At 38.1% G+C, this 25,668-nt stretch carries 25 protein-coding genes and 1 riboswitch; of the genes, 19 read left to right on the top strand and 6 right to left on the bottom strand.

What is annotated here, in order from left to right; all coding sequences use genetic code 11:
* Positions 1 to 63: 63 nt before the first annotated feature.
* Positions 64 to 468 carry a reverse transcriptase-like protein gene (locus ACG72T_RS07260; protein WP_395265518.1) on the bottom strand — a complete coding sequence of 135 codons (405 nt, stop codon included), beginning with the start codon at positions 466 to 468 and terminating at the stop codon, positions 64 to 66.
* 27 nt (positions 469 to 495) lie between these two features.
* Between ACG72T_RS07260 and ACG72T_RS07255 the strand changes: the two genes are divergently transcribed.
* From ACG72T_RS07255 to ACG72T_RS07225, 7 genes are all read left to right on the top strand, one after another.
* Positions 496 to 891, top strand: coding sequence for an EbsA family protein (locus ACG72T_RS07255; protein ID WP_395265517.1), 396 nt, complete (start codon positions 496 to 498; stop codon positions 889 to 891).
* Complete coding sequence (locus ACG72T_RS07250) at positions 875 to 2,557, top strand: formate--tetrahydrofolate ligase (protein WP_395265516.1); 1,683 nt, start codon at positions 875 to 877, stop codon at positions 2,555 to 2,557. Before ACG72T_RS07255 ends, ACG72T_RS07250 begins: the two co-directional genes overlap by 17 nt.
* A complete protein-coding gene (gene lspA / locus ACG72T_RS07245) occupies positions 2,557 to 3,021 on the top strand; it encodes a signal peptidase II (protein WP_395265515.1) in 465 nt (154 codons plus the stop codon). The genes ACG72T_RS07250 and lspA overlap by 1 nt, the downstream gene beginning before the upstream one ends.
* Positions 3,014 to 3,916 (top strand): RluA family pseudouridine synthase, encoded by a 903-nt coding sequence (locus ACG72T_RS07240; protein WP_395265617.1) that lies wholly within the window; start codon positions 3,014 to 3,016, stop codon positions 3,914 to 3,916. The genes lspA and ACG72T_RS07240 overlap by 8 nt, the downstream gene beginning before the upstream one ends.
* A 99-nt stretch (positions 3,917 to 4,015) precedes the next feature.
* Complete coding sequence (gene pyrR / locus ACG72T_RS07235) at positions 4,016 to 4,543, top strand: bifunctional pyr operon transcriptional regulator/uracil phosphoribosyltransferase PyrR (protein WP_395265514.1); 528 nt, start codon at positions 4,016 to 4,018, stop codon at positions 4,541 to 4,543.
* 22 nt (positions 4,544 to 4,565) lie between these two features.
* Positions 4,566 to 5,654 (top strand): carbamoyl phosphate synthase small subunit, encoded by a 1,089-nt coding sequence (locus ACG72T_RS07230; protein WP_395265513.1) that lies wholly within the window; start codon positions 4,566 to 4,568, stop codon positions 5,652 to 5,654.
* A complete protein-coding gene (locus ACG72T_RS07225; protein ID WP_395265512.1) occupies positions 5,645 to 8,047 on the top strand; it encodes a carbamoyl phosphate synthase large subunit in 2,403 nt (800 codons plus the stop codon). Before ACG72T_RS07230 ends, ACG72T_RS07225 begins: the two co-directional genes overlap by 10 nt.
* Positions 8,048 to 8,111: 64 nt before the next feature.
* Here the strand turns inward: ACG72T_RS07225 and ACG72T_RS07220 are convergent, their stop codons facing one another.
* The gene (locus ACG72T_RS07220) at positions 8,112 to 9,773 is read right to left on the bottom strand and encodes an NFACT family protein (RefSeq protein WP_395265511.1); all 1,662 of its coding nucleotides are present in this window, start codon (positions 9,771 to 9,773) and stop codon (positions 8,112 to 8,114) included.
* Between the two features lie 136 nt (positions 9,774 to 9,909).
* Between ACG72T_RS07220 and ACG72T_RS07215 the strand changes: the two genes are divergently transcribed.
* On the top strand, positions 9,910 to 10,776 hold the full coding sequence (locus ACG72T_RS07215) for a DegV family protein (RefSeq protein ID WP_395265510.1): 867 nt from the start codon (positions 9,910 to 9,912) through the stop codon (positions 10,774 to 10,776).
* Positions 10,777 to 10,992: 216 nt separating this feature from the next.
* Positions 10,993 to 12,234 carry a CAP domain-containing protein gene (locus ACG72T_RS07210; protein WP_395265509.1) on the top strand — a complete coding sequence of 414 codons (1,242 nt, stop codon included), beginning with the start codon at positions 10,993 to 10,995 and terminating at the stop codon, positions 12,232 to 12,234.
* Positions 12,235 to 12,340: 106 nt separating this feature from the next.
* Here the strand turns inward: ACG72T_RS07210 and ACG72T_RS07205 are convergent, their stop codons facing one another.
* The gene (locus ACG72T_RS07205; protein WP_395265508.1) at positions 12,341 to 13,192 is read right to left on the bottom strand and encodes a MurR/RpiR family transcriptional regulator; all 852 of its coding nucleotides are present in this window, start codon (positions 13,190 to 13,192) and stop codon (positions 12,341 to 12,343) included.
* Between the two features lie 133 nt (positions 13,193 to 13,325).
* Here ACG72T_RS07205 and gnd point away from each other — a divergent pair, with 133 nt between their 5' ends.
* From gnd to ribE, 7 genes are all read left to right on the top strand, one after another.
* Positions 13,326 to 14,225 carry a phosphogluconate dehydrogenase (NAD(+)-dependent, decarboxylating) gene (gene gnd / locus ACG72T_RS07200; RefSeq protein ID WP_395265507.1) on the top strand — a complete coding sequence of 300 codons (900 nt, stop codon included), beginning with the start codon at positions 13,326 to 13,328 and terminating at the stop codon, positions 14,223 to 14,225.
* A gap of 21 nt (positions 14,226 to 14,246) precedes the next feature.
* On the top strand, positions 14,247 to 15,794 hold the full coding sequence (gntK, locus tag ACG72T_RS07195; protein ID WP_395265506.1) for a gluconokinase: 1,548 nt from the start codon (positions 14,247 to 14,249) through the stop codon (positions 15,792 to 15,794).
* A 67-nt stretch (positions 15,795 to 15,861) separates the two neighbouring features.
* A complete protein-coding gene (locus ACG72T_RS07190; protein ID WP_395265505.1) occupies positions 15,862 to 17,217 on the top strand; it encodes a gluconate:H+ symporter in 1,356 nt (451 codons plus the stop codon).
* Positions 17,218 to 17,370: 153 nt separating this feature from the next.
* Positions 17,371 to 17,500, top strand: a riboswitch (FMN riboswitch).
* A gap of 153 nt (positions 17,501 to 17,653) precedes the next feature.
* Complete coding sequence (gene ribD, locus ACG72T_RS07185; RefSeq protein ID WP_395265504.1) at positions 17,654 to 18,718, top strand: bifunctional diaminohydroxyphosphoribosylaminopyrimidine deaminase/5-amino-6-(5-phosphoribosylamino)uracil reductase RibD; 1,065 nt, start codon at positions 17,654 to 17,656, stop codon at positions 18,716 to 18,718.
* A 3-nt stretch (positions 18,719 to 18,721) separates the two neighbouring features.
* Positions 18,722 to 19,336 (top strand): riboflavin synthase, encoded by a 615-nt coding sequence (locus ACG72T_RS07180; RefSeq protein WP_395265503.1) that lies wholly within the window; start codon positions 18,722 to 18,724, stop codon positions 19,334 to 19,336.
* Complete coding sequence (gene ribA / locus ACG72T_RS07175; RefSeq protein WP_395265502.1) at positions 19,323 to 20,534, top strand: GTP cyclohydrolase II; 1,212 nt, start codon at positions 19,323 to 19,325, stop codon at positions 20,532 to 20,534. Before ACG72T_RS07180 ends, ribA begins: the two co-directional genes overlap by 14 nt.
* A gap of 4 nt (positions 20,535 to 20,538) precedes the next feature.
* Complete coding sequence (gene ribE, locus ACG72T_RS07170; protein WP_395265501.1) at positions 20,539 to 21,009, top strand: 6,7-dimethyl-8-ribityllumazine synthase; 471 nt, start codon at positions 20,539 to 20,541, stop codon at positions 21,007 to 21,009.
* A gap of 154 nt (positions 21,010 to 21,163) precedes the next feature.
* Here the strand turns inward: ribE and ACG72T_RS07165 are convergent, their stop codons facing one another.
* The gene (locus ACG72T_RS07165; RefSeq protein WP_395265500.1) at positions 21,164 to 21,697 is read right to left on the bottom strand and encodes an adenylate kinase; all 534 of its coding nucleotides are present in this window, start codon (positions 21,695 to 21,697) and stop codon (positions 21,164 to 21,166) included.
* An 89-nt stretch (positions 21,698 to 21,786) separates the two neighbouring features.
* A complete protein-coding gene (locus ACG72T_RS07160; RefSeq protein ID WP_395265499.1) occupies positions 21,787 to 22,665 on the bottom strand; it encodes a LysR family transcriptional regulator in 879 nt (292 codons plus the stop codon).
* A 117-nt stretch (positions 22,666 to 22,782) separates the two neighbouring features.
* On the opposite strand from ACG72T_RS07160, the gene ACG72T_RS07155 reads away from it, so the two are divergent.
* From ACG72T_RS07155 to ACG72T_RS07145, 3 genes are read left to right on the top strand one after another with little or no spacing between them, the layout of a single operon-like run.
* Complete coding sequence (locus ACG72T_RS07155; RefSeq protein WP_395265498.1) at positions 22,783 to 23,001, top strand: hypothetical protein; 219 nt, start codon at positions 22,783 to 22,785, stop codon at positions 22,999 to 23,001.
* A 1-nt stretch (position 23,002) separates the two neighbouring features.
* Entirely contained in the window at positions 23,003 to 24,013 is a 1,011-nt protein-coding gene (locus tag ACG72T_RS07150) for an alpha/beta hydrolase (protein WP_395265497.1), read from the top strand.
* 23 nt (positions 24,014 to 24,036) lie between these two features.
* The gene (locus ACG72T_RS07145) at positions 24,037 to 24,786 is read left to right on the top strand and encodes an SDR family oxidoreductase (protein WP_395265496.1); all 750 of its coding nucleotides are present in this window, start codon (positions 24,037 to 24,039) and stop codon (positions 24,784 to 24,786) included.
* A gap of 177 nt (positions 24,787 to 24,963) precedes the next feature.
* On the opposite strand, the gene ACG72T_RS07140 is transcribed toward ACG72T_RS07145, so the two are convergent.
* Entirely contained in the window at positions 24,964 to 25,551 is a 588-nt protein-coding gene (locus ACG72T_RS07140; RefSeq protein WP_395265495.1) for a tyrosine-type recombinase/integrase, read from the bottom strand.
* Positions 25,552 to 25,668 lie beyond the last annotated feature (117 nt).

The following is a 25,668-nucleotide window of genomic DNA, read 5'->3' as shown; positions in this document are numbered from 1 at the left end:
GAATAAACCTCCTCAACTATTTGGAAACGTTTTTATCGTAGCACAGTTTGTGAAAATCAGAAACTATTTATCTTCACTTGAACGAATCTTTAACATTTTTTGGTGAACGAGCGTGTGAGCTTGGCGATTATCTTTGTCTGCAATATGCTTGGCAAAGTAGCCTGGAAACTGATTGAGGTCGATTAAAATTTCATCAAGGATCGGTTGGTAATGCTTGGAATAGTGCTTATCCAAACTGTCAATCACAATCTGACTGTCAGAATGGATAAAAACTATCTCATCATTCCACCGTTCGGTTATAATCTTATCTAGGGCAAGTTTTAATGCCAAAAATTCCAAATAGTGGTTATCTAGGTTATCATGTTGGAGAGCCTCTTTATAAGTATCCTTATTTTTTGTTATTACAAATGCTACTACACCAAGATTTAGATTAGTATTTAGTCCAGCATCGGTGTACAATTTAATCATATTATTTAGAACCTTTCAGGAGAAATTATGTCAAAGAAACATTTCGTTCAACCAACTGGGGCATGGGGTATCATCATGTGGTCGATAGCGTTAAGTTTGTTTTGCTTAGGAATTATTTTACAATTAGAGATAATGAGTTTCAGCATCATTCCATTTTTAGTTTGGATAGTCGATGCGGCTTATGTTTTCTATATTATAACTAATTCTTGGATCAAGATAACTGCTGACCAAGTAATCATCAAAGAACCATATTATAAAACACGTGTCTTTGAACAGACTAATGTTAATATTACGGCAAATAAATGGACTTTGAAGTTTGATTTCAATAATCATGATTTCTTTCCATTTGAGATTACTTCTACTAAGGGAATTTTAAATATTATCAAAGAAGAAGCGGGTGAAAGCAATGTCATTTCCAAGTGATATCGAAATTGCTCAAATAAATGAGCACGATAAAATGAAAAACATTAACGAAATTGCTCAAAAGGTCGGTTTAACACCGGAAGATATTGAACCATACGGCCATTACAAAGCTAAGTTTTCTGGCCGAAGTATTCTTAAAAGTATGGAAAAAGACGATGGTAAATTGATTCTGGTCACATCGATCAATCCTACACCGGCCGGTGAAGGTAAGTCGACGGTTGCTATCGGTTTGGCTGATTCATTACAATCATTGGGCAAAAAGACTGTTTTAGCTTTACGTGAGCCCTCACTAGGACCAGTTATGGGTATGAAGGGTGGAGCCACTGGTGGTGGTTACGCTCAAGTTGTACCAATGGAAGATATTAACCTTCACTTTACAGGTGACATGCACGCATTGACTAGTGCGGTCAACACCTTGGCAGCCTTGATCGATAATCACATTCACCAAGGCAACGATTTAAATATCGATCCAAGAATAATCGTTTGGAAACGTGCGTTAGATATTAACGACCGTTCTTTAAGAAATATCGTGATCGGTTTAGGTGGACCTTTCAGTTCTGTTCCTCGGGAAGATCACTTTGAAATCACTGTTGCGAGTGAATTAATGGCTGTTTTATGTCTTGCTCAAGACATTGATGACTTAAAAGAACGAATCTCCAATATTTTGATTGCCTATACTTACGATAAAAAGCCAATTTTCGTGAGAGATCTTAGAGTTGAAGGTGCCATCACTGTTTTGTTGAAAGACGCCTTAAAGCCTAATCTCGTTCAAACTTTGGAAAATACTCCAGCTATTATTCATGGTGGTCCATTCGCAAACATTGCCCATGGCTGTAACAGTATCTTAGCTACCAAACTAGCGATGAAGTTAGGTGACTATGCCGTTACCGAAGCCGGATTTGGAGCTGACCTTGGTGGCGAGAAGTTTCTTGATATCGTGACACCAAAACTAGACTATGCGCCAAACGCAATTGTGATCGTGGCGACTGTTCGAGCCTTGAAATACAATGGTGGTCAAAAACTCGATGATATTAAGAATGAAGATTTGAATGCTTTGAATCTAGGATTCAAGAACTTGAAACGTCATATTCAAAATATGCGCTACTATCACATTCCCGTTGTGGTAGCGATCAATAAATTTGAAACAGATACTGACAATGAGATCAAGCTCTTAGAATCACTTTGTGACGAAGTCGGAGTTGATGTTCAATTAGCTGAAATTCACCACAACGGTAGCAAAGGTGGTCAAGAATTAGCCAAAGCGGTCATCAAGGCCACAGAAAAAGAAGCTAATTATACAAGACTTTATGAAGACGGCGAGACAACTGAAGCTAAGATCGCGACGATTGCTTCTGAAATCTACGGTGCCAATAATGTCGAATATAGTAGTAAGGCTAAGAAACAATTACAGATTCTAAAAGACCAAGCATGGGACGATTTGCCAGTCTGTATCGCTAAAACTCAGTATTCACTTAGCGACGATCCTAAACAACTTGGTTCTCCACGTGATTTCACCTTACATGTCACAGATATCGTACCTAAGTTAGGAGCCGGTTTTGTCGTTGTTCTGACAGGTAATGTTATGACGATGCCAGGCTTGCCTAAAAAGCCAGCCGCTTTAGGAATGGATGTCGATAATGAAGGAACAATTGGGGGACTATTCTAGTGCAGTTGATTTATTGGCTGCTCTTCGCAGTCTTAGTCGTCAGTGACCAAAGTTTGAAATATTACGTTTACACCAATATCGCTCCAGGTACAATCCACGATTTTATCCCGGGGTTATTGTCGATCACGCATATTACCAATACTGGTGCCGCTTGGAGCATGTTAGAAGGGAAGATGCTTTTCTTCTATTTAGTAACTATCATTGCAGTGGGCGTGTTGATGTATTTATTTGTCAAAGCTGATAAAAAAGAATACCTCTATCGTTTTTCGTTGATCTTTTTGTTAGCCGGCACAGTTGGGAATGCCATTGACCGTTTTACAAGACACTTTGTAGTTGATATGTTCAATTTGGACTTCATCAATTTCCCAATTTTTAATTTAGCCGATACTTTTATAACTGTCGGAGTTATCTTAATCGTGGTGTCGTTAATTATCCAAATAGCAGGTGAGAAAAATAATCAGTAAGTCGTATGAATTAGAATATCAAGAAGCTAAAAAAACACGTTTGGACGCCTTTTTGAGCGAACAGATCCCAGAAATGACCCGCTCACGTCTTCAAAAACTCATTAAAGATGGTGACGTCTTGGTTAACGACCAAGCTGTTATTAAGACTGGTGCTAAGTTAACTTTAGGTGACAAATTATTAGTCAATGTCCCAGAGGAGGAACCAATCAAGGCGATTCCAGAAGACATTCCTATTGATGTAGTGTATGAAGATGACGATGTGATCGTGGTTAATAAACCTCAAGGAATGGTTGTCCATCCTGCGGCTGGTCATCCTGATAAAACCTTAGTCAACGCTATCTTATATCATTGTAAGATCAATGACGATGACGTGATCCGACCAGGAATCGTGCATCGGATCGACAAGGATACCTCGGGCCTGTTGATGATTGCCAAAAACGATCTTGCTAAACAATCTTTGATGAAGCAGCTTAAAGATAAGAGCAATTTGCGCGAGTACTTAGCAATCGTTCATGGTAACTTTGAAGAGAAGACCGGCAAGATCAATGCGCCACTAGGTCGTTCCAAGTTTGATCGTAAGAAACAAGCAGTGGTTGAAGATGGTCGAAATGCGGTGACACATTTCACGGTCTTAGAGCAATTTGAGAACTATTCACTTTTAAAATTGAAATTAGAAACTGGTCGAACACATCAGATTAGAGTTCATATGCAATATATCGGACATCCCGTTGCTGGAGATCCCTTGTATGGACCAAAGAATACTTTGCCTGGACATGGACAATTTTTACACGCTAAGACATTAGGCTTTGTTCATCCAAGAACGAATCAGTGGATGGAATTTTCCGTGGAACCACCAAAGATTTTCTTAGACACGTTAGAACAATTACGACATTGACAGCCGTAAGCTCGTGCTATAATCTAACAATAGAATTGTGTGCGATGAAAAACTAAAAGCACTCACTTTGTGAGTGCTTTTTTGAAAGTAGGGAAAATTATGGCTAAAGAAATTATTGATGGTCAAACAATGACACGTGCATTGACCCGGATCACTTATGAAATTATTGAAAGAAATAAGGGAATCGACGATCTTGTTTTAGTAGGGATCAAAACTCGGGGTGTTTTTGTGGCCCACCGAATTGAATCCAGATTGAAACAATTAGAAAATATCAAAATTCCAGTGGCAGAATTGGATATCACACCTTATCGTGATGATCAAACTCACGAGGAAAAAGATATTTCAGCCGTAAAAACGCAACCATTAGATATCGATATAAATGATAAACATATTATTTTAACCGACGACGTTCTTTATACAGGCAGAACCATCCGTGCAGCTATGGATGCTTTGATGTCGGCTGGACGTCCCAAGAAAATCTCTTTGGCGGTATTAGTTGACCGTGGTCACCGTGAATTACCGATCAGAGCTGACTTTGTCGGCAAGAATATTCCAACTTCTCAAAAGGAAAAGATCAAGGTATCGATGAAAGAGATCGATGGCGAAGATAAAATCGAAATCGAATAAATAATTTGAGGAGTTGCTAGTAATGAAACGTTATTTAATTTTAGAAGATGGTACGGTCTTTCCTGGTGAAGGCTTTGGATCTTCTATCATTACCACGGGACAGTTGGTAATCTCAAATAATCGTACAGGAATTGAGCAATCCGTTACTGATCCAGATACTGAGGGTCAGATTTTGGCTTTCACAATTCCTTCAGTTGGTAACTCAGGGATAAACCGTGATTTTTATGAATCAATCAACTCACAATGTAAAGGTGTCGTCATCGGCTCCTCTAGTTTAGCGACGGTTGATGGTTCAATTCCATTTGAAAATTGGATTACAAGTCTGAAGATCCCCGGCATTAAAAATGTTGACGTACGAGCTTTAGCTAAACATATTGCTGAACATGGTGAGATGAAGGCCAGTATTATGGACACGCACGATGAACATGCAATCGACCAGATCAAAGCTCTAGTTTTGCCACCAGACTTAGTTAAACGGGTCTCGACGAGACAATCTTATCCCAATCCAAACATGGGCTTAAAAATCGTCATCGTCGATCTAGGGTTAAAGTATTCGATCTTGCGCCAGTTGTCGTATCGAGATTGCAATTCAATCATTGTTAATTACAATTCGAGTGTTAAAGAAATCGAAAACCTCCATCCCGATGGAATGATCTTTTCCAATGGACCTGGTGATCCCAAAGATCTACCGAAAGTGATTCAAACGATTCAAACTTTACAAAAGAGTTATCCTATTTTAGGCATCGGTTTGGGCAATTTGTTGATTGCCTTGGCCAATGATTGCCAAATAGCCAAATTAAAAGAACCACACCATGAATCTTCTTTAGCAGTTAAAGAAGTTGCCAGTGGCAAAATTGATTTTGTCAATCATAATCATTCTTATACCTTGGACGAAAAATTTATCGGTGGCTCGGACTTCATTGTTACGAATGTTTGTGTTGCTGATGGTTCGATCGAAGGAATTCGTCATGAATACTTGCCCATTATGGGGGTACTTTTTGAACCTGAAGCAGCTCCTGGACCAACTGATGGCTATTATGTTTTTGATGAATTTATCGACTTAGTTGAATCGGCCAAGAAGCAAGAAGGAGCTAAAAATCAATGGATTTAGATGATATACATACTATCTTAATTATCGGTCCGACGAGCAGCGACAAAAATGTTGATCTTTCGACCGCTCTTTATGATACCGTCGATATTTTGCACCAATTGGGTTACAAGACCTCAATTATCGTCGAAGATCCAACCTCATTATTATCGTCAGGTAGTTTCTTTGATAAGACGGTAGTCGAAAAAGTTACCGGTGAAAATGTACTCAATTTTGTGCAGAAGTACCATCCCGACGCTATCTTACCAACAGTCGGCGATCGGAATGCTTTAGGAATCGTCTCCAGTTTGAACGGTAAACTAGCTAATACCAAAGTCTTAGGGGCCAGTTTCTCTGCTTCTTTAGCAACCTTCAAACGGGAACTTTTCATCAAAAAATTAACCAAAGCTCACTTGCCAGTAATCAAGTTTGTTTCTTCAGATGATGAAAAAGAAATTTACAGTTTTATCCGTTCAATCGGGTTTCCGATAATCGCTCGTCGACGTTATTCGAATCGCCATTCGAGTGGCTGGACTAATATTAATAATCTGTTTGAACTCGATAACTTTATGGCCATGGAAGATATTTCCGACAGTAAGATTGAAATTGAACGAAGCATCAGAGGTTTCAGTGAGTATTCATTCACAATTTTACGTGACCGCTATGATAATTCGGCGTTGATTGGCACAATTGAAGATATCGAACCCATCGGTATTCACCATTTGGACTCTAACTTAGTCTCGCCAGCTATTTCATTGAATGATTCGAAGTTGCAACGTTTAAGAAACTTTTCGATAAAACTGGCTCGAGCCTTCAATATCATTGGGGTCTGCACAGTTCATTTTGCATACAACCATACGACGAATGAATCTTATATTACGGAATTTATTCCTCGTTTGAGTGAAGAAACGAAGTTTTTGGAATATGCGACAAGTTATCCCATCGCGACGGCGGTAGTCGAATTGTGTTTAGGTTATCATTTGGATAAATTACAACTAGACGCCGGAAATCCTTTTAATGGGGCGGCCGAACCATTTGTCGACCATTTAACTTCCCGATTCCCACAATGGAAGTCAGATGAGCAAATTTACTTGGGACCAAGTAAGACCTCAGATTCTAGTATTGTGGTCAACGGTTTTAGTTTGGAAGAAGTGCTCAATAAGGGGGCCTTAAATGATAAATTGAACAACAACTTTGACCGTTATAATCAGTTACGCAAGTTAGACGATGACGATCTGTTTGAAAAGATCATCCATCCGACGAGCTGGATTTTAGATGTCTTGTCAGAAGCCTTGCGGCGGAAATTTGAAATGCCTATGCTTTCAGAGATTACCGGGGTCAATTTGCCATATTTACAAGCTCTGCAAAACATCATCGACAATAGTCTGATCATTCGAGAAGGCGAGATCGATGGCAACAATGTTGAACGAATGGTCAATATGGGTGTTAAAGGGGTTGGTCACAGTAAATTACTGTTAGATAGTTCCGATATCGTGACCCGAACAGTAGTTAAAAATAAACGGGCTGTGTCGGTCGCAAACAATGAATATATCAATCACAATTATTTTGTTACCAGTGGTATCAGCAATGAACTGCAACTCAGCGACAGAAAGAAAATCATTGTCCGCACGCCGATCATTACTTCAAAAACCGATATCATGATTCGGCAATTTGTCTTGTTCCAATTAGCCAAGTCAATCGATCAAAATGGACTTGAACCCATTATCATTGGCCGTGAACCATGGAATGCTCCGTTGTCAATGCGACGCAAAGTTGTCGAAATTGATGACCCGCACATGGAAATGAAGAGTTTGGATCTGATCAAGCGTGAAAATGTCTTGAATATCATCGACCTTTCGAAAAATATCGTAAATACTGAAGATGGTCATGTCTTTCAATTCAGCGCCCAAGAGATCAAAAATATGGACCTCACTGGTGACTCAATTCTCAGAGTAATGGTCGTCAGTGATGGGAAAAATTATTTAGCCCCATCAGTAATTTATCGTGCTCAACGAGACAAACATATCTATGAAGTGAGTTCGATCAATAACTTCATGACAGCAGAAGATCGAGCTGAGGTAGCTAATTTAATCAATCAGGAGTTGGCAGAAGATAACCAAGTGGATATTTTCAATTTTGAGATGATCTTAAATCACGATCACTGGTTAGTAACTAAGAAGTATCGGGGGATGACCAACGATATTATTCGCCACGAACTAGCTAGTTCCGTTCATGTTTTAGATACCTTAGTGAAGTTATTGCTTGGTAACAAGATCGATGATGACCTGTCGCTTGAAAAAATCTTTGATAATTTTGATGAACAGTATTTGTTAACAATTGACGATAAACGTTATCAGTTGCTAGATAAACAAGAAGCTCAAGCGAAACTAAAAGAATTACGTCCTAAGAAAAAATAAAAGCCACTGGCTGATCGATTATTCAAATCATGAAGATTGAATAATCAGTCGCCGTGGCTTATTTTTATTTAACGCGTAACTTTTCTACTAACTTGCGGTCAGGATCGACTAAGATCGTCTTTTGACCTTCAAAGATTACAAAGCCAGGCTTAGCACCATTAGGCTTTCTAATATGTTTGATCTGGACATAATCGACTGGTACTTTGCTAGAATCTCTAGCCTTAGAATAGTAGGCTGCAATCGTAGCAGCTTCAGTGATTGACTGTTGGTCAGGATCACTATCCTTTAAAATAACGTGTGACCCGGGGATGCCTTTTACGTGTAGCCAGTAGTGATTCTTTTGTGAAAGTTTCATTGTTAACTGGTCGTTTTCAAGGTTATTTTTACCAACTGTGACTTCGATACCGGCTGAAGTTTGGAAGTTTTCACCGATTTTTTTCTTGCGCTTTTTAGGAGCATTCTTACGCTTCTTCTTAATGTATCCGGAGTCGATCAATTCTTCAACGATACCATCAACATCGTCAATATCCACATATTCCAAGGAAGCCAAGACTGATTCAAGGTAATTGACTTCATTAGTCGTGATTTCCAGTTGTTCTTTGATATGAGGAATCGAATTTTGAAGCTTACGATATTTCTTGTAGTAGCTTTGAGCGTTCAAAGAAGGTGAGTATTCTGGGTTGAGCTTGATAGTTACTTCTTCGTTATTGTAATAATTAGTCAAAGTGATTTTGCTAGAACCATGTTGAATTTTCGACATATATGTGGTCAAAAGTTCGCCGTAGAGGTTATATTTGTTCATCACATCAGTTGAATCCAGTTGTTGATTCAACTTCTTGATTTTAGACTTATCTTTTTTCAAAATAATGCTAAGACGATGAGTAATGCTCTTAGTTTGTTGTTCAATGCGGTCAAGGCGAGCTTTGTCCAAGTAATAATTATCGAGCAACTCACTGAGTGAATCGTATTCGTTAACCTGGGTGGTGGTATTTTCAAACGCAATTGGGAAGAAACCTAGTTTGTGTTTGTCATTATTGGCTGTATTAGGGTGAATCTGGGTTTGATAGGCTTTGATAAAGTCGTTCAAGTTTTGACCATTGGCCACTTTTTGCACTAATTCTTTGGAAGTGTCGATTCCGATTCCTTCATACTTTTGTCTGATATCGGCTGCGGTCAATCCAGTTAAATCCGTCTCAGTAGTCGAAAAGGGATTGATTTTATTTTGGGTTGGTGGCAATTTATAATCGTCTCCAGGCAACAGACCACGAAAACTATTATTTTCCGGCGAAACTCGTTTGATCAGATCAACAATCTTATCAGTGGCTTTTTCCACTAAAAAGATATTGCTGTGTCGGGCCATGATTTCCGTGATCAAAGTATAGTCATGGATATCGCCTAATTCATTTTTAGCTGAAAGGTCGATTGAAACTACCCGATCATTATTTAATTGGCGAAAATCTTGGACGATCGCACTGGTAATGTATTTTCGCAATGACATTACAAACGTTGACGGTTTAGCTGGATTAGCAAAAGGTTGGTCAGTGATCTGAACGCGAGCATATGAAGGGTGGGCTGATAATAAGAGCTGCCGATTTTTTCGGTTGCTCCGGATCGTTAAGATCAATTCGTTGGCAAAAGGTTGCTGAATCTTACTGATCCGACCGCCTTTCAAGTTTTGATTCAATTCGTCTACCATCGCATGGGTAAACATTCCATCAAAAGACATATTTTACTTCCTTTCTTAATTTACATTACAATTTCTGAAACTTTTAATCCCTAACAAATATAAAATAGCGTGAATATGATATAATCTAATGGTTATACAATCATTATACGTAACCAAACAAGGAATTGATAAATTTATGAAAATAGCCATTGTAACAGATAGTACATCTTATTTGCCACAAGAGATAGTCGATAAATATAATATAACAGTTGTGCCGATCGAGGTAGTATTTAATACTAAAACATACCGTGAAGACATTGATATTACAACATCCGAATTCTACGATATGCTTCAAAAGTCACCCGAATTACCTTCGACGGCTCAACCTTCCATTGGCGAAATGATGAAGGTATATGATAAATTGGCTAAAGAAGGTTATGATACCGTAATTTCAATCCATTTGGCAAGCACGATTTCTGGCTTCGTTAATAATTTGAAGAGTGCAGCTCAAACAATTGAAAATATCAACGTCGTGGTTTACGATTCCCAAATCACCGTTCGTTTGATGGGATACTTAGCTCAAGAAGCAGCCCGCATGGCTCAAGAAGATAAACCACTTGCAGAGATCATCGATCGCTTAGATGCCTTACGTTCATCTATTGGAGAATCTTTTGTCGTTGATGATTTGAAAAATCTCGTCAAGGGCGGCCGTTTATCTAATACCTCTGCCGTAATTGGAACGGTTTTAAATATCAAGCCCTTGTTAGAGTTTGATGATCAGTCCCACAAAATCGTCGCTTACGACAAAGTTCGTTCAATGAAGAAGGCTAAGCTCAAAGCCGAAGAAAAGCTCAGCCAAGCCATGAACGATAGTCCGTATCCTTTAAGATTATTAGTTCTTGACGCTGATGATCCAGAAGCTGGTGACCGTTGGGCAGATGAAGTGCATGAACATTATCCAGACGCAACTTTAGACCGTTCATATTTTGGACCTGTCATTGGAGCTCATTTAGGAAAAGGCGCTTTAGCCGTAGCCTGGATTCGTGATTTTGATAAATCTTAAAGAAATTATTGTGACTCAACAAAAAGAAATTTTTGTTGGGTATTTTTTTAAACCGTTTACTATTCCAAACTATGTCAATTAAAGTTATACTTTAAGAGTAAAAAAGTTTTTTTATTTGCTGAGATATTATAAACTTGTCATTATAGTTTATTAATGTATTTAGTGAGTTAAAATAAACCTAGTAATGATTTCTACAGTGAAAAGGGGAGTAGTATCATGTTTTCAAAAACCAAAAGAGCCGCAATTTTAGTGGCTGCGAGTGCACTGCTTGCTACAAGTTTAGGAGGTAACGTTGTTTTAGCTGATGTCGATTCTAGTATTGATGGCACGACAACCAGCGTAACCACACCTAATAAGACTAACACTAATGCCGATTCAAATCTCGCATCAACCACCAAGAGTACAGCTAATTCAACTGATACTAGTTCATCTAATAGTAGCAGTACTAATAATTCCACTAATGCCAGTACCCAATCTGGATATCAAAACATTGATACCGCTTCTGTTAAAGCAGCCATGCTGGCTGAGTTAAATCGTTTGCGAGCTCAAAATGGTTTGTCACCATTGACATCAGTAAATATTTTGAACAATTACGCTCAAAAGAGAACTGATTCCTTTATCAATGGCGGTGGAGTAGATAACCATGCTGGCTGGAACTCAGCTGAGATGTATCCTTATAATCTGACGGCGGAAGAAAATATCGCTCAAATGCCTTATTCGATGATCGGCTCAACTGATCCCACAGTCATTGCTCAAAAGATGACTCATGAATTTTATGCGGAAATGTATGATAGTCAACCAAATTATGGTCACCGTAAGAACATGCTCAATCCATACATTAATTACGTTGGAGTTGGGGTAAGTATTTCTAGTAATGGAATGATTTATTTCTCTCAAGAAATGGGAAATGATCAAGCTGCATACAGTAAATACGATCCAAGTGATGTTTACGCATATTACCTAACAAATAACAATGATTATGCTAACGTTTCGCAATATGATTTGGCTGACTCACACAAGAATGATCCCGATTACGCTAATAACGCCAACCGTGTAACTGTCGATCTTCGTGGTGGAGTTTCAACTAAAGATGCCGTTACTGTTTTATATGACCGCAATGGCAACAAGCGGACTGATCTAGCCTTAGGACCAAACAGTAACTGGATCTCTGATTTGATTGCTGTCATTGATGGTAACTATTACTATCACGTATGTACTAATGGCTTTGTTTCAGCTAACGATGCGTTGCCTTGGGCTTCATTTTTAGCAGGTGCCAGTGTCACAACTACTACTAAAGCAACTGTTTACGACAACAATGGTAACGTTACTGGTGCCGTTCTCGATGCTAATAGTAAGTGGGTTGTTGACCGCCGGGCAGTAAATCCTAAGACCGGTATCAAGATGTATCGTGTTGCTACTAACTCCTGGATTCAAGAGAATCAATTGAAGCAAAACTAGTAAAGAAGTAAGTATTATTTTTTAAAATATCAAGAAAAGACCTCTCTGATTCAAATAGTTTCAGAGGGGTCTTTTTTGTGTTGTTTGAAATGAATCTTACTTAATGCTATTTTTTGTTTCTCGTCTGATTGATCGTATCACGGATCTCTTGTAGCAAGGAATTAGTTTGGAATTCATCCTTTACGGCAATAATGGCATACAAAGTATCAACCAGTGAAATTTGAGCAATGATAGCGTGCAAGGCTTCATTTTGATATTTAGTCTCATCAGAAACGGACAGTAAACAAACGTCTACCAGTTCAGTTAAAGCTGAATTGCCATAACTAGTAATACCAATAATTTTAACGTTATTTTTTTTGAGTTCAGAAACAATCTGTAAAGTGTCTTTGTTTTCGCCACTGTGTGAGATGACCACTGCGCAATCCTTTGAGGTCATTTTAGCGGCCAACATCAATTGCATATGATAGTCAGCTGAATAATAGGGCTGTTTATCGGACCGCAAGAATTTGTGAAAGCCATCTTCAGCCACGATCGAAGATGCACCCAAACCAAAGAAGCCGACGGCTAAGCTATCTGTGATGATGTTGATTGCCGAATTCAATTGTTTATTGGTCAAAACTTGTACCGTTGCTTCCAAGGTAGAAATATTGGCTTGAAAGATTTTTTTAGTGATCGCCATATAAGAATCTTCTTTGGTAATATCCAAAAATAACGTACCTGAAGCTTCCTTATTAGAAGTTAACAAGCTTATTTTAAAGTCTTGAAAACTATTGAATCCTAATATCTTGGCGAATCTCGAGATGGTTGAGATGGATACTTTGGCGTCTTTAGCTAAATCATTTATAGTCAGATCAGGCGCAAACTTATCAGTAGACAATATGTAATCAGCAATTTCTTTATAAGTTCCCTTTAAGTTGTGATAATAAGTGTGAATCACATAATTCATGTTTTTTACCATAGTCTTTACCTCACCTATAAAATACCATATTTTTTAGTTAAAGAAAATAATTTTCAACAAATAAATTGATTCTTGAAAATTATTTTTGTATAATAGGTTTTGTTGAAAACGGTTACACAGGAGATGTTTATTGATGAAATTAGCAATGATAGGCCTGGGAAAGATGGGCATGAATTTAACAGAGAATTTGATCAGAAATGGCAATCAAGTTGTCGCCTTTGATTTAGATGAAAGTGCCAAAGAGTTAGCAGCAACCAAAGGGGCACAGACGGCAAGGGATTTAAACGATGTGGTTAATCAATTGGAAGCACCAAAAATCGTCTGGGTAATGTTACCAGCGGGCAATCCAACAGATAATACCATCAAAAAATTGAGCGAATTATTAAGCAAAGACGACATCGTAATTGATGGTGGTAATTCATTTTATGAGGATTCCTTACGACACAACGAGATCCTCAAACAAAAACAAATCAATTTCTTTGATTGTGGAACTTCTGGCGGAATGAGTGGTGCTAATCACGACGGCAACTTTATGATCGGTGGAGATAATTCCAAATTATTCTCATACATCGAACCGATTTTTCAAGGGATTGCCCAAAAGGATGGTTATCTCTACACCGGAAAAGCCGGCAGCGGTCACTACTTGAAAATGGTCCATAACGGGATCGAGTATGGCATGATGCAAGCCATTGCAGAAGGATTCGATGTTTTGGAACACAGCAAGTTCGATTATGATAACGAAGCAGTCGCAAAAGTTTGGTCACATGGTTCTGTAGTCAGAGGTTGGTTGATGGAATTGGCTGAATCAGCTTTTGCTAAAGACCCTGATCTCGATCAACTAAAGGGAGTCATGCATTCATCTGGAGAAGGCAAATGGACCTTAGAAGAGGCTTTAAAGCAACAAGTACCAACTCCAGTCATCGGCTTGTCTTTGATGATGCGTTACCGCTCGATGGAGGACGATACCTTTACCGGAAAAGTTGTCGCCGCTTTACGAAACGAATTCGGTGGTCACGATGTGGTTAAGAAATAATTGAACCAGGAGGAATTTCAAATGGAATATATGATTGGCGCAGACATAGGTACGACTAGTACTAAAGCAGTTTTGTATGACATGAATGGAAAAGTTATCGAGTATGCGAACAAAGGTTATCAACTATATCAAGATACTCCCGATATGGCCGAGGAAGATCCAGAGGATATTTTTAACGCTGTCGTTGAAGTACTGGGTCAAGTCATGCGTAAAGGTCAAGTGAAACCTGATGAGCTCAAAGGAGTTTCCTTTTCTTCAGCCATGCACAGTCTAATTTTGATGGATGAAAACGATCAACCGTTAACTCGGGCAATAACTTGGGCTGATAATCGTGCTGCAGCATACAGTGAAGAGCTCAAGCAAAATGGTCTCGGAGCTGAAATCTATGCCAAGACCGGTACACCGATTCATCCGATGGCACCGCTCTCAAAAATGCTCTGGTTAAAGAATGAACAGCCTGATTTATATCAACGAGCTAAGAAATTTATCGATTTGAAAACATATGTCTTTTTCCGTTTATTCGGTGAATATAAAATGGAATACTCGATTGCTTCGGCAACGGGGATGTTCAATATCTTCAAACTAGACTGGGAAAAACAGGCCCTCGACTTACTCGACATCACACCAGATAAATTACCTCAATTAGTTGAACCGACTGACTCAATCACTGGAATCAACGAGAATTACGGTCAATTACTAGGTATCAGCGAAACAGTCCCATTTGTTTTTGGAGCCAGTGATGGGGTACTTTCCAATTTGGGCGTTAATGCGATTGATCCTGGTGTCGTCGCTGTTACGATCGGAACATCTGGCGCAGTCCGAGTAGTGGTCGACAAGCCGGTAGTTGATCCCAATGGAAACTTATTCTGTTATGCCCTAACTAAGGATAAGTGGGTTGTAGGTGGTCCGGTCAATAACGGTGGAATCGTATTTCGCTGGGTCAGTGATCAATTGTTTGCACCCGAAAAAATCACCGCTGAACAGATGCAAGTCTCTTCATACGATATCTTGACTCAGATTGCTGAAAAAATTCCAGCTGGTTCTGATGGCTTGCTATTCCACCCATACTTAGGTGGCGAGCGGGCACCAATTTGGAATGCCTATGCCAGAGGATCGTTCTTTGGTTTAACACGTCAACATACACGTGCCCATATGGTCAGAGCCGCTTTGGAAGGCATCGTCTATAATCTCTACATGGTTATGTTGATGATTGAAGGCGTCGCCGGCAAACCTAAGAGCATTCAAGCAACAGGTGGATTCGCCCGTTCTGCTTTGTGGAGACAAATGCTGGCCGATATTTTTGAACAAGATGTTACGATCCCGGAAAGTTTTGAAAGCTCTTGCCTTGGAGCAGCAGTACTGGGGATGTATGCACTTGGTTATATCGATGATCTTTCAGCGGTTAAAAATATGATTGGCGTAACTAATGTTCATCATCCAGACGAAAAAAACTTTCCAGTATATCGTGAATTATTACCAATCTGGATTCGCTTGTCGAAAATCCTTGCTCCAGAATATAAGAGTATTGCCGAGTTTCAAAAGAAACACATGCAGGAAAAACAAAAATAACTCGTCTTTAGACGGGGATTAATAAAAGCTGATGCGCAAGCATGTACCCAGCTGATGGAGGTTTATTATGACACCTTTTATTGTATTGATATTGGGGATTGCACTACTTTTATTATTGATCATCAGAGTTAAAATGAATACCTTTGTCTCCTTGATCATAACTTCAATCGCAGTCGGAGTGGGATTAGGGATCCCCCTGACAAAAATTGCCACGAGTATCCAAAACGGGATCGGGAGTCAATTAGGCGAACTTTCAATCGTCTTTGGTTTTGGAGCAATGTTAGGACGCTTAGTCGCTGATGCGGGTGGAGCCTATCGCATTGCCCACACCTTGATTCAAAGATTCGGTAAAAAAAGATTACAACTAGCAATCGTTTTAGCTTCATTTATTATCGGAATTGCCTTATTCTTCGAAGTCGGAATGGTACTGTTGGTACCGATTGTCTTTGCCATTGCCGTAGAGGCCGGAGTGTCAATTCTGTACTTGGGAATTCCAATGGCCGCAGCCTTGTCTGTCACCCACGGATTCCTGCCACCACATCCAGCTCCAACCGCAATCAGTGCAGTACTTGGTGCTAATGCTGGTCACGTTTTACTTTATGGTATTATCGTCGCTATTCCAGCTGTTATCGTTGCCGGTCCCGTATATACAAAAGTTGCTGAAAAATTAGCCCCAAAAGCTTTTGATCGTAAAGGTAATTTATCAGCATTGGGACCACAAAAAGAATTTAAACTTGATGAGACACCAGGATTTGGTATTTCAGTTTTGACATCATTATTTCCAGTTATCTTGATGGCCATTACAACAATTTATCAATTAATGTTTAACAATGGACATTTGCCTAAGAACCTCACAACCTTAGATTCAATCATTGCCTTTATTGGAACGCCTTCAATCTCAATGACAATTTCACTACTATTAGCCATGTACACTATGGGATGGGCAAGACGATTTAAGACCCCAGAGATCATGCATTCAGTTGAAGAAGCAGTCAAATCAATCGCTATGTTGCTACTAATTATCGGTGGTGGCGGTGCTTTTAAACAAGTCTTAATCGATGGCGGCGTCGGAAATGCAGTTATGAAATTATTCTCCGGTTCCAACTTATCACCATTGCTTCTCGGTTGGTTAATTGCCGTAGTTCTAAGAGTGGCACTAGGGTCTGCTACGGTAGCTTCATTGACCGCTGCCGGCTTGGTCTTACCATTAATGCAATCATCAGGTATAAACTCAGCCTTGATGGTTTTGGCCATCGGTGCTGGTTCCTTAGCTGCCTCACATGTGAATGATGCAGGTTTTTGGATGTTCAAAGAATATTTTGATCTGACGATTAAAGAAACCTTATTGACATGGACAGTTTTGGAAACAATTATTTCCGTAGTTGGTCTGATCGGCGTATTATTACTCAGCTTAGTTATTTAAAATAATCTCTTCAAAAGGCAGGACGAATCCTGTCTTTTTATTTTTGAAAAGGGCAGAAATCCTTCCCACTGACCAGATTGGTATCTTGTCAAGATTAAGGACAGACTTGACAAAAATTATACTTATTATTATTGTATTTATGAAAACTGAATATGATTTCTTCGGGGCAGGGTGTAATTCCCGACCGACGGTAACAACCTAGTTGAAGTCCGTGACCCGCGCAAGCGGTTGACCCAGTGCAAGTCTGGGACCGACAGTAAAGTCTGGATGGGAGAAGAAAAATTATTGCTTTATTTATTAGGCAGTAGTGACTAAAAATGGCTATTTATAGTCTTATTTGGTGATTCCTACTGGTGAAATCTATTTGGCAATCCATCACAAGACCTCGTTATCAAAAAAAGATAATGAGGTCTTTTTTTATTCTAGGAGGTGTAATTTGTTAAATGATTATATGAATTTAGCAATTGAACAGGCCAAACTTGGTGGAGTAGCAACTTTTCAAAATCCCCAAGTCGGAGCCATTTTGGTAAAGGACAATCAGGTAATAGCCAAAGGATATCACCATTATTTTGGCGGAGATCATGCTGAAGTCGATGTTTTAAAACAGGTGACCAATGAACAGAGTCAAGGTGCAACATTGTTTGTAACACTCGAGCCATGTTCTCATTTTGGAAAAACACCACCTTGTTCCCATCGAATCGTCGAGGCCGGGATTAAGAAAGTGGTAATCGGTCAATTAGACCCACATCCGATTGTAATGGGAAAGGGTGCAGATTATCTAATTCAACATGGGGTGACAGTCGTCAAAGATATTTTAAAAGATAAAGTGGAAAAATTGAATCCGCACTACAACTTCTTTTATCGTTGGCAACGACCTTGGGTAACTTTAAAAGTCGCGATGACTTTGGATGGAAAGATCAATCAAGGGCATGCTCAAAGAACTATTATTTCTAATAAAGATAGCTTTGTAGATAGTCAAAAACTTCGGGCTCAACACCAAGCCATACTAATTGGAGAACATACTTTAAAAATTGATGATCCAAAATTAACAGTAAGAACTATAAAAATGGCTCATCCACCGGTCAGATTAATTGTCTTAACAGATGCCGCAACGATTTTGAACAAGAGTCTCTTACAAGATAAATCAGTAGAAACTTGGCTATTGGTCAAACAAGACACTACGAATAATCGACTGGCAAAATACGAAAACGTGCATGTCTTAAAAGGAAATTGGATACCGCAAAATATCGTTGCTTTTTGTTATAAAAAGGGTTGGCAATCACTGCTAGTAGAAGGCGGCTCATATTTACAAGCCCAATTCGTTCAGAACCATTTAATCGAACAGTGGATCAGTTATCTTGCACCAAGAATCTTTGGCGGAAATGCATTGCCAGCGGTGGTTAATCAGGCTGGATTGGGTCGGGACATCCACTTTACAAAACCAAAAATAAAGTATTTCGACGATAACTTGAGAATAAGTGCACTAAGAAAAGAGGAATAAGCAATGTTTTCCGGGATAGTACAAACCCAAGGCATCATTCAAAATATTCAGCAAGTCCAAAAAAATCTTCAATTGAGTATTAAAACATCAGAACTTTGGATTGATAAAGTCAAAAATGGTGACAGTATTGCGATTGATGGTGTTTGCTTAACAGTTGTAAATAAAGATAAGACGAATTTTGATGTGGAAGTCATGCCAGAAAGCATCAAACGGACCAATTTAAAAGATCTATGTGTGAATCAACAGGTCAATTTAGAAAAGGCTTTACGGCTTCAAGATCGAATTGATGGTCACATCGTACAAGGACATGTTGATTTTTGTACAGAGCTCATCGAACAGCAAGCCGATCAAAATGCTTTAAAATTAATATTTTCTTTACCAAAAGCATACCAGCAATTCGTAGTTGAAAAAGGTTCCATTGCGATTGATGGCGTCAGTTTAACTGTTGTTTTGACAACTGGAGATTCTTTTGAAGTAGATTTGATTCCGTACACAAGGGAGAACACAGTTTTAGGTAATTTAAAGAAACACGATAAGGTCAATGTTGAAACAGATATTTTAGGAAAATATTTAGTTCGACAAATGGATTTAGGGGTGAAATTGAATGGATACAAATAGTAAAGTTGAAACTGCAATTGCGACTTTAAAAAATGGTGGTTTGATTATTTTAGCTGATGATGAAACTAGAGAAGCGGAAGGCGATATGGTTGGTCTAGCAAGTAAAGCTACAACTGAAAGTGTGAATCGAATGATAACTTCCGCCCGGGGCTTACTGTGTGTGCCTGTAGCACCAGAAGTTGCGGATAGATTAGACTTGAAGTTAATGACGAGCGAAAACGATGCTTTTGGAACTGCCTTTACCGTGTCTATGGATCACAAAAGTACCACCACTGGAATTTCAGCCCAAGATCGGGCCAGAACCATACGGGCAATCGCTAATCCTCAAAGTCGTCAAGCTGATTTTTATCATCCAGGGCATATTTTTCCTCTGATTAGTCGAAAAGAAGGCTTACTGGAACGACGAGGACATACCGAAGCCGCAATTGAATTGGCAAGATTAACCGGCGAATCACCAGTCGCATACATTTGTGAAGTGGTTAAAAAAGATGGCTTGATGGCACGCCGAAAGAATCTCAAATCTTTAGCTGAAGGTTTACGAATTCCGATGTTGACGATTGAAGAAGTAACACAATACTTAGTTAAAAAAAGTTTAAAAAGGCTAGAACCGACACCCACAGTTAATTTGCCCACTAAATATGGTGATTTTAAGTTAACTGGTTTTAAAGTGCCTGGTCAAAATCAAATTACTTTAGCCTTACAAAAGGGAGATCTTGACACACAAAAGCCAGTTTTAGTTCGATTACATTCGGAGTGTTTTACAGGCGATGTGTTTGGATCTTTACGCTGTGATTGTGGCGCACAACTACATCATGCGATGAGGGAATTGGAAAATAATGGCTCTGGATTAATTCTCTATTTACCTCAAGAAGGCCGTGGAATTGGCTTATTCAACAAACTAAAGGCTTATCATTTACAAGAAAATGGGGTCGATACTTATGATGCCAATGTACAGCTTGGTTTCTCTGCTGATGGCAGAAATTACAATCAAGCCAGTATCATTTTGCATCAATTAGGAGTTAATAAAATAAAATTATTAACAAACAATCCCAATAAAGTTAAACAATTGACTGATTATGGGATTGAAGTTATTCAGAGAGTACCCTTAGAAATTCCAGCTAATAAGTTCGATTATGATTATTTAAAAACCAAGCAACAAAAGTTTCATCATCAATTAAATTTGAATGAGGTAAATTAAAAAAATGAAAACATATAGCGGCAGTTACAACGGGAATGGACTAAAAGTAGGTATTGTAGTAGCCAGATTTAATGACTTTGTTACAACGAAGCTATTGAATGGAGCCATTGATACTCTAAAGAGAAATGGAGTGTCAGATGAAGATATTGAGGTCACTTGGGTACCAGGAGCTTTTGAAATTCCTTTGGTCACACAGTTATTAGCAAAAAAGCAACAATATGATGGATTAATCGCATTAGGAGCAGTGATACGAGGAGAGACATCCCACTTTGATTATGTCTGTAACGGCGTGTCAACTGGAATTGCCAACGTCAATTTAAAAATCGAAACACCTGTCATGTTTGGCGTTCTTACAACTGATACGATCGAACAGGCTATGAATCGTGCTGGCCTCAAGGGTGGTAATAAAGGCAGTGATTGTGCTTTGAGCTTATTAGAGATGGTTAATCTAAAAAAGCGTATTTTTGAAAAATAAAAGCTTATGAATCGGAAATAGACATCTTAAAATAAATCTTTAGTCAAGAGAGAACCTGATATTATTGGGTTCTCTTTTTAATATTGTGATATAGGTGAGAATCAGAGTATTCCTAGAAATGAATTATCAAAATTAAAGTAAACTAAATAACACCTCATAGTACAAGCTGATGTTGGTTGGAGTGTGTGTTGAGGCGGAAATTATAATCATCCAGAAATTTATTAGCTTCATTCCGATTTTTAAAGATAATTATTCGTTTTTTATTTTGATACTGCTGTAATAACTCATAGATTTCCGGCAATTGTTCTTTCGAAAAATTAATGATCCATTCTTTAAATTCAGGATCAAAAACTTTTTCTACCCATGGCAAGTCTTCACGTGGATGGCCAACACGTGATTCAGCTCCATTCAAACAAACTTCGACAGGATAATCTAATAGAAATACCGTGTCACATGCTTGAAGGCGCATCTCAATCGTTCGTTGATAATTACCATCAATGATCCATTTATCGCCTTGAAGTATCTTTTTTAATTTGCTGTCAAATTCCGCTTTAGTATAGTTAGTTTGATCTTTTTTGTGCCACAGCAAATCCAAATAAAGCAAGGGTAGGTCAGTTTTATCACGTAACTTTCTAGCAAAAGTACTTTTTTCAGTACCGGGACAACCTAAAATAATTACCTTTTGCATTTGATTTTTCTTCCTTAATTTTCTAATTTCAAACTTAATTTAATAGTAGTACCAGATTCTTAATTATTAGAAAATTTGATAAAACATTTTCATTTATATAAACTGTGAGTTTTAATAATCGAATCCAAAAATAATTTAGTAGGTTTAGAAAACACTTGATATTTTTTCCAAATGAGATTCACATCGGTTTTAATTTCAGGTGAAAGAGGTACACAAATGTAGTCAGTATTTGAATAATCAACTAAATTATCGAAAACCATTGCAATACCCAGATCACTTTCAACCATTTTTTGGGCACTCAAATACATACCAAAAGTACCAACAATATTTAAATCTCGAGTATGAAACCATTCATATAACAAACCATTATCAAGTGATTCCTGATAAAGAATCAAAGGCTGATCTAGCAAATCTTCTGGAGTTAGAAAGGCCTTTTTTGCTAAGGGATTATTCCGTCGCATCAACATTCCAAACCGATTTATTTGATGTAGAGAGATGTGCTGATAGATATTTTGGTCAACATTGCCAAAATAGAGTCCTAAATCAACTAATCCATTATTAACCATGTTCAAAATTGATTCATTATCGCCATTTTTAAGTTTTAAAGTAACTTTGGGATTATCAGAAATCAAAGCTTTTGCTCGTTCACTAATATAACGAATTGAATCGGTTTCACTGACACCTAATAAAATGTCACCAGCAATTTCATCATTACTGGCCGATAATTCAGCAGTTGTTTTAGCGGTTAATTTAATAATTTCGTTAGCTCGTTTTCGCAAAAGAACTCCATCTGGAGTGAGGGTTACACGTTTATTTTCTCTAGTTAACAACTTTTTACCAAATTCATTTTCTAATGCTTTGATCTGACGAGAAAGGGCCGGCTGTGAGATGTGTAGATATTCAGCTGCATGGGTAATATTCTCTTCTTGAGCAACAATGAGGAAGTTTTGTAATTGTTGTAATTCCATTTTTGTCCTCCATGGTTTTGACATGCATACAAGTTATGTCACATCATACTTAATCAGTATTTAACATTACACCCGATTGCATATATAGTAAATGACATAGAAAGGACGTAATTGTTTATGCCGAATAAAAACGAAATAATTGCGATTCTTAAAGACGCCGGATTGTCTGATTCATGGATAAATAATTTCTTACGATTACCAGTAACTGAACAAAACAATTTGTTAGAAGGATATCGAACTGATATTTTAGAACAGCTGCATGGCTCCAAGAAAAAATTGGACTGTCTCGACTATCTGCGTTATCAATATAAATTTTCACAACAAGAGGAGAAATGACATGACTAAATTAGCAAACGACACTAGAGTTTTTAAAATCAATCCCGAAATTGACGTGCAAAACGTACGATTTCAAAACCGTTATGGATTCACTTTAGCAGGTCACTTATATTTACCATTGAACTTTGATGATATGAAACAATATTCAGCTATCGTAATTTCGGGGCCTTTCGGAGCAGTCAAAGAACAATCAAGTGGTCTTTATGCTCAAACTTTAGCTGAAAAAGGATTTGTAACTGTAGCTTTTGATCAATCAACTACTGGAGAAAGCTCTGGATCAATTCGCAATGTTGCTTCGCCTGATATTTTTGTAGAGGACTTTTCGGCAGCTGTCGATTTTGTAGGAATGCAGAAGTTTGTTGATAGAGAAAGAATTGGGGCTATCGGTATTTGTGGTATCGGTTCACACGCTTTAACAGCAGCTTCAATTGACACAAGAATCAAGGCTGTGGCAACCTCAGTTATGTATGATATGTCAGATTCTATGTGGAAAGGTTTGAATTTTAATCCCAAAACTGACGAACAACGGAAAATTGAAAAAGATTATTTAGCACAACAACGTTGGATTGACGCTGACAAGGGAACTTTAGCAAATGGCCCTCATGAATTGAACTTTGATGCTAACAACAAGCCTATGACAGACATGGTTGGTCTACCCGACAAATTACCAGAAAATGCTGATCCAGTAACAGCAGCTTTCTTCAACTATTATAAAGGCCGCGCTTTCCATCCACGTTCCGTAAATTCGACTAATGGTTGGACCGCCACAACTCCATGGGGATACTACAATTTCCACTTGCAAGCACATATCGATGAAATTTCACCACGTCCTGTTTTAATCGTAACCGGTGAGAAAGCCCATTCCCGTTATATGGCAGAAGAATCATACAATCGTATCAAAGATCATAAAGAATTAGTCGTTGTACCAGGTGCTGACCATGTTGATTTGTATGATCAGATGGATAAGATTCCTTTTGATAAATTTGATTCATTCTTTAAAGAAAACTTGTAATAATCATAAGAGGAGTAGAGAATATGACTTTAAAAAATAAAGTGGTAGTAATAATGGGAGCTTCTAGTGGAATAGGTGAAGCAACAGCTAATCTTTTGGCAAAAAGTGGAGCCAAATTAACCATTGCTGCCCGGAGAATGAATCGATTGGAGAAAATTGTTCAAAATAATGTTGGAGCAGAAATCTTACCTGTTGCAGCTGACGTTTCAAAGGCTGATGAAGTGCAAAATGTGATTGACAAAACTGTTGAAAAATATGGCCGAGTTGATGTGATGTTTAACAATGCTGGTATCATGCCAGTCAATAATTTAGATGCGATTGCTCGCGATGAATGGCAGAATATTATGGATATCAATATTAAGGGTGTTTTGAATGGTATTGCAGCGGTTTTACCTGTAATGAAAAAGCAGCAAAGTGGTCACATCATTACTACTTCATCCGTTTTAGGATATGAAGTGTTGCCAGGTTATGCAGCATACTCAGGTAGTAAATACGCTGTACGTGCAATTATGGAAGGCCTTCGCCAAGAAGAACGGACTAATAATATTAAGACAACCGTTATTGCTCCGGGTACTGTTCAGACTGAATTATTCAATTCTATCAATAATCAAGAGATAAAAGAACAGCTTGAGAGTTTGAAGAATCTTCCTGGAGCGGATATGCAAGCCTTACAACCAGAGGAAATTGCGGAAGCAGTAGCATTTGTGATCAATACACCTAAGAATATGGCCGTCAATGAAATGGTTATTAGACCTACTGGTCAAGAAGTTTAATTTAATCGAGATTGAAGCTAATATAAAATACCGTTTAATTAGATAACTACCAAAAGTTGTCTTAATTAAACGGTATTTTATTAACGAAACTATTTTAAAACTATTATAAAATGAATATGCTTTTTCAATTCTATACTTCAATTATGTAAATAGTTGTAATTTTTTGATTATTAATAATTATCCAAAATCAATCTGATCCAACATAGCTTCACGTGATTCCTGATCCAATCCCAAATATGCCAAGGTCATCTGTTGACTACTGTGGTTCAATAACCGCATAACCAAACCAATATTATAATTTGACTGAACGTAAACCCGATAGGCTCCAGTTTTCCTCATAGTATGGGTACCCAAATAATTAATATCAAGTAAATCACCGGTTTTGGCCATTACTTTATAAAACTGCTTTTCAGTTATGTGCCGGTCTAGCCTTTGCATAGATGGGAAGAGCCAATCTGATTTCACTTTGTTTTCCAACAGCCATTTTTGATAGATCAATAAATCGCGAGTGATCGGTTTCAAATACAAAGTGTTCGGTTTGCCCGTTTTTTTATCGTGAATAAAGGCCGTTTTTCTCAACTCGTCATAATTATCAAACACATCGTTATATTTTAAAGCCAAGACATCTGAAACTCGAAGTAGGGTAGCCTTGCCAGTTTGGAAAATCGTGTAATTTCTTCTGCCATATTTAAAATTGCGTAATAACGTATCTTGAACTTCACTTAAAATATTACTGTCTTTAATCGGTAAAACTAATTGTTTCATTATTTCTCCATTCAAATTCAATCTATAAATTACTAAAATGGTCATCCATTAATCTTTGTTTTACGACAATTTCGATTTTAAAGGGTAAAATAGGCCGTTTTATAGGTTATTTATAAC

The organism is Companilactobacillus sp. FL22-1, from assembly GCF_043951805.1.
Classification (GTDB): domain Bacteria; phylum Bacillota; class Bacilli; order Lactobacillales; family Lactobacillaceae; genus Companilactobacillus.
Note: the sequence above shows the minus strand (reverse complement) of the source record. Positions and strands in the feature narration are given on the sequence as shown.